The sequence below is a fragment of the Vescimonas sanitatis genome, assembly GCF_049060325.1.
Classification (GTDB): domain Bacteria; phylum Bacillota; class Clostridia; order Oscillospirales; family Oscillospiraceae; genus Vescimonas; species Vescimonas sanitatis.
Window position 1 is genome coordinate 1 of the sequence record NZ_JBMGPW010000020.1, and the last position, 3939, is coordinate 3939.

Consider the following 3939-nt stretch of genomic DNA (forward strand, 5'->3'; position numbering starts at 1 on the left):
TTATATTTTGTGGTGTCAGACGGTTGTCTGCATGTCCACATTATATAAAATGAGGCCCGCTTTGTTATTCCGAAGTTTTTGCGGAGAATCCTTGTTTTACAAGACTCTATGCAATGACTTCGGAATAACTATTTTCTCGGCATAATCCTGATTATCCCGAATTCGGAATAACCAGGACCTATCAGTCGCCGGCGCCAGGGCTGGCCTTGCCGGGGAACGCTCCGGGCTATTCATGGAGCAGGTTCGCATAGTGAAAGAAATGAGGGATGCAGATGAGCGACGCGGTAGAGCAGCTCACGCTGTTCGACCTCGATACATGGTCTGGGAAAACGTCATTTATGTGTTGAAGTGCATAAGCTCCATTATGAGTTGTAAGCAATTATGAAAAGACCTCCTTCCAAAATATTGAAATTTCTTTGAGAATTAAAAAGATGCTGTGCATAATTTCCCTTTATACTGTGAGCATCACAATATAAAGGAGGCAAACTATGCACAGCAGAAAGACAGTTCCANCATTATGAGTTGTAAGCAATTATGAAAAGACCTCCTTCCAAAATATTGAAATTTCTTTGAGAATTAAAAAGATGCTGTGCATAATTTCCCTTTATACTGTGAGCATCACAATATAAAGGAGGCAAACTATGCACAGCAGAAAGACAGTTCCAATCCCTGACTTGATGAGCGCAGCAAATATGGAGTTGATCCGTCTGGACTTCAAATCGTCAACCCTCAGTCGGCATAGCAAGGAGTTCCGTAGCTTCTCCAATTATTGCAGAGAAAACGAGATTACCGCTTATGACGCAGAAACGGGACCACAATACTTCCAACACTGTTATGGTTTGGACATCGGTAACTCCACCGCAAAACTGACCAAGCAACAACTGGACACACGCTGTTCGATTCGTTTTTTGGATGACATCTTTCAATTTGGGTATGCACTGCGATACAGCCACCATGACTACACAGTGCCACGGCAATATGTCGATTTACTGGAAGAATACCTTGCATGGTGCCACAGAAATAATAGTTCTGATGGTACTATCCGTGTCAAGCGGACAAAGATACGGCAATTTTTTTGCTTTCTGGATGGGCGCGGAATAGAACTTTCAGATTTAACCGCTGCAGAAATTTCGGACTTCATGACCACCCTGTGCCGCTACCATCGTGCAACTATCCATGTATTCAGCAGCGTTTTACGTGATTTCTTCCGCTATCTCCATGAAAATGGGATATTGGACGATGACTTATCTTCAAGTGTTCCAAGGCCAAAGATCTACGTTGAAGAAAATATCCCCGAAACGTGGGCCCCAGAGGAAGTACGACAATTATTGTCCGTTATTGACCGCAGCAATGCGATTGGAAAAAGAGATTACGCGATGCTTCTGCTTGCTATTCTGCTGGGCATGAGGGCTGGAGACATCTGTGCATTGAAATTCAAAAATCTGGACTGGCACCAGAAACTGATCACCTATACACAGCAAAAAACGCAAAAGGTCAATACACTGCCTCTGCTCCCTGTAATTGGAGATGCCATCATTGACTATCTGAAAAATGGGCGGCTGGATTCTGACTGTGATAATGTGTTTATCCGCCATATCCATCCTTACGGAGAATTCCAGTCCAGCACAACTCTTTCCGAAAACCTCAAGCGATATATGAAATATGCAGGTATGACAGTAAAGAAGCGCAAAGCAGCCCATTCACTGCGTCATACTCTGGCAAGCAGCCTCTTGTATGATGGTACACCGCTTATGACGATCTCCAACATCCTTGGGCACAACAGCCCAAAAACGACCTCCGTATATACCAAAGTAGACCTTCCGGCCTTGCGGAAATGTGCATTGTCTTATGGAGAACGGAGGGAATTGATATGACTTCAAAAATGTTGTTGGAGCAGTATATGGCGGAACGTCATGCTCTTGGGTTCAGCCTGAAAACGGATGAGGGTTGTATCCGGCGCTTCCTCCAGGACTTTGCTGAGCCCGATGATGGAGAGATTTCGTTTACAAAAGAATATGTTTTAGACCATATTGGAAACAGACGGAACCTGCAAACCAATACCATCCTCAGAGATGTCAGCGCAATCAATGGATTTCTCGATTTTGTGATCCGCAAAGGCTATACAGCATATAAGATCCCTCCTAAATCTCTCCCGAAAGAAAACCGCAATTTTAGAGCCTATATTTTTACGGACGACGAGATTGAGCGGATGCTGACTGCAGCGGATCATGTGCCATTTACGGAGCAGAACCCTGCACGAAAATACCAGATTCCTGTTATGTTCCGAATCTTATTCAACTGCGGATTGCGTACTTCTGAATTGCTTAAACTGCGCATGTGCGATGTAAACCTCAAAGAAAATGTGTTTACCATTTTGGATACGAAATTTCACAAAAACCGCTTGGTGCCATTCTCTGATACAGTTGCAGAATCCTTGACTCAATATCTGGAAATGTCCCCTCCAAAATCTACAGATTCCTTGCTTTTTCCAAGTTTGAACCCACGCAGCAACGGCGGAAGATACGGGAACAGTTGGCTGCAAGCTCAATTTCGCCAGCTCCTCAGAACGGCGGGTATTCCTTACAATGGTTCAGGAAAAGGCCCTCGGCCTCATGATATCCGCCACACATTTGCGGTACACTGTCTTAACAACTGGGTCCTTTCGGGTGAAGATCTTACCGCTGCGCTACCCGTACTTTCACGGTATCTTGGACATAATGGACTGACCGGCACGCAAAAATATCTTCAATTGACGGCGCAAATGTACCCAGATATTGTTGCCAAATTAGAAGTGCAATTTGGTGGTCTCATTCCCCAGATGGAGGTGTCCAATGAAAGCATCTGACTTCTCCAAATTTTTGACGCAGTACCTTACACACTATCTGCCCGTCCAGAGAAATCTGAGCAGCAATACAATTCGTTCCTACCGGGATACGTTTAAACTCCTCCTGATTTTTTGCAGAGACGAGAAAGGCTTTAATATTGCAAAGCTGAATCTGGCCAAGTTGGACAAAAAGTGTATAGAGGACTTCCTTCTGTGGCTGACTAATACCAGAGGTTCTTCCCCATCTACTTACAACCAGCGCCTTTGCGCCATTCACGCTTTCTTTGATTATGTTATGACCGAAGAACCGACGTATATGGAGCAGTGCATTTTAATCCTCAAAATTCCAAGCATGGTATCTCCCGACCCGCCCGCGCAGTACTTAACGCCAGAAAATTTGAAACATTTATTGTCTATGCCGGATACCTCTACTCCTAAAGGACGGAGGCATCTTGTCTTGCTAACTGTTTTGTATGATACAGCAGCTCGTGTTAGTGAACTTGCGGATATTTGTATGCGGGATGTGCGATTAGATTTCCCAGCAGTTATTACTCTGCATGGAAAAGGCGGGAAGATTCGTACAGTGCCTCTCATGAAACCGACTACTGAATTGTTACGTAGTTACCTTGAGGAAAACCACATTGATTTGCGACGAAACCCAGATATGCCCCTGTTTTGGAATGGAAGCAGACACAAACTGACCCGTTCTGGAATTACATACATCGTCCAGAAATATGCAGATATGGCACGGGAAACTGCCTCTGGGATGCCTACCAAAATCTCGCCTCATATTTTTCGCCATACGAAAGCCATGCATATGGTACAGGCCAATGTTAATCCGGTCTTTATTAAAGATCATCTGGGACACGCCGACATCTCTACCACTGAGGTCTATGCCAGAGCAGACAATGAAGCCAAGCGAGCTGCTTTGGAGAAGGCTACAGCCCATCTTGATCTACCGAAAGCATCTCAGTGGGAACAGGATGCTGAGTTGATTGAATGGCTGTCCTCGCTTGGCTAAAACTCCAAAATATTATGCACAGTGAAACAGAGTAAAATGCTCTGTTTCACTGCTTTTTATGGAGGTGCTATACATAATTGATTTCTGTTCATAA

At 44.4% G+C, this 3939-nt stretch carries 3 protein-coding genes and 1 pseudogene; all 4 read left to right on the forward strand.

Annotation, left to right across the window (positions count from 1 at the left end):
- Positions 1–172: 172 nt before the first annotated feature.
- Positions 173–334 (forward strand): annotated as a pseudogene (locus ACOMDU_RS13505) (DNA cytosine methyltransferase); the annotation flags it as partial.
- A gap of 307 nt (positions 335–641) precedes the next feature.
- Complete coding sequence (locus ACOMDU_RS13510; protein WP_421130679.1) at positions 642–1874, forward strand: tyrosine-type recombinase/integrase; 1233 nt, start codon at positions 642–644, stop codon at positions 1872–1874.
- Complete coding sequence (locus ACOMDU_RS13515) at positions 1871–2845, forward strand: tyrosine-type recombinase/integrase (RefSeq protein ID WP_256265082.1); 975 nt, start codon at positions 1871–1873, stop codon at positions 2843–2845. Before ACOMDU_RS13510 ends, ACOMDU_RS13515 begins: the two co-directional genes overlap by 4 nt.
- The gene (locus tag ACOMDU_RS13520; RefSeq protein WP_421130680.1) at positions 2832–3845 is read left to right on the forward strand and encodes a site-specific integrase; all 1014 of its coding nucleotides are present in this window, start codon (positions 2832–2834) and stop codon (positions 3843–3845) included. Before ACOMDU_RS13515 ends, ACOMDU_RS13520 begins: the two co-directional genes overlap by 14 nt.
- The last annotated feature ends 94 nt before the right edge of the window (positions 3846–3939 follow it).

Coding starts and splice junctions, on each gene's coding strand:
- ACOMDU_RS13510 (WP_421130679.1), top strand. CDS start 642: ATGCACAGCAGAAAGACAGTTCCAATCCCTGACTTGATGAGCGCAGCA.
- ACOMDU_RS13515 (WP_256265082.1), top strand. CDS start 1,871: ATGACTTCAAAAATGTTGTTGGAGCAGTATATGGCGGAACGTCATGCT.
- ACOMDU_RS13520 (WP_421130680.1), top strand. CDS start 2,832: ATGAAAGCATCTGACTTCTCCAAATTTTTGACGCAGTACCTTACACAC.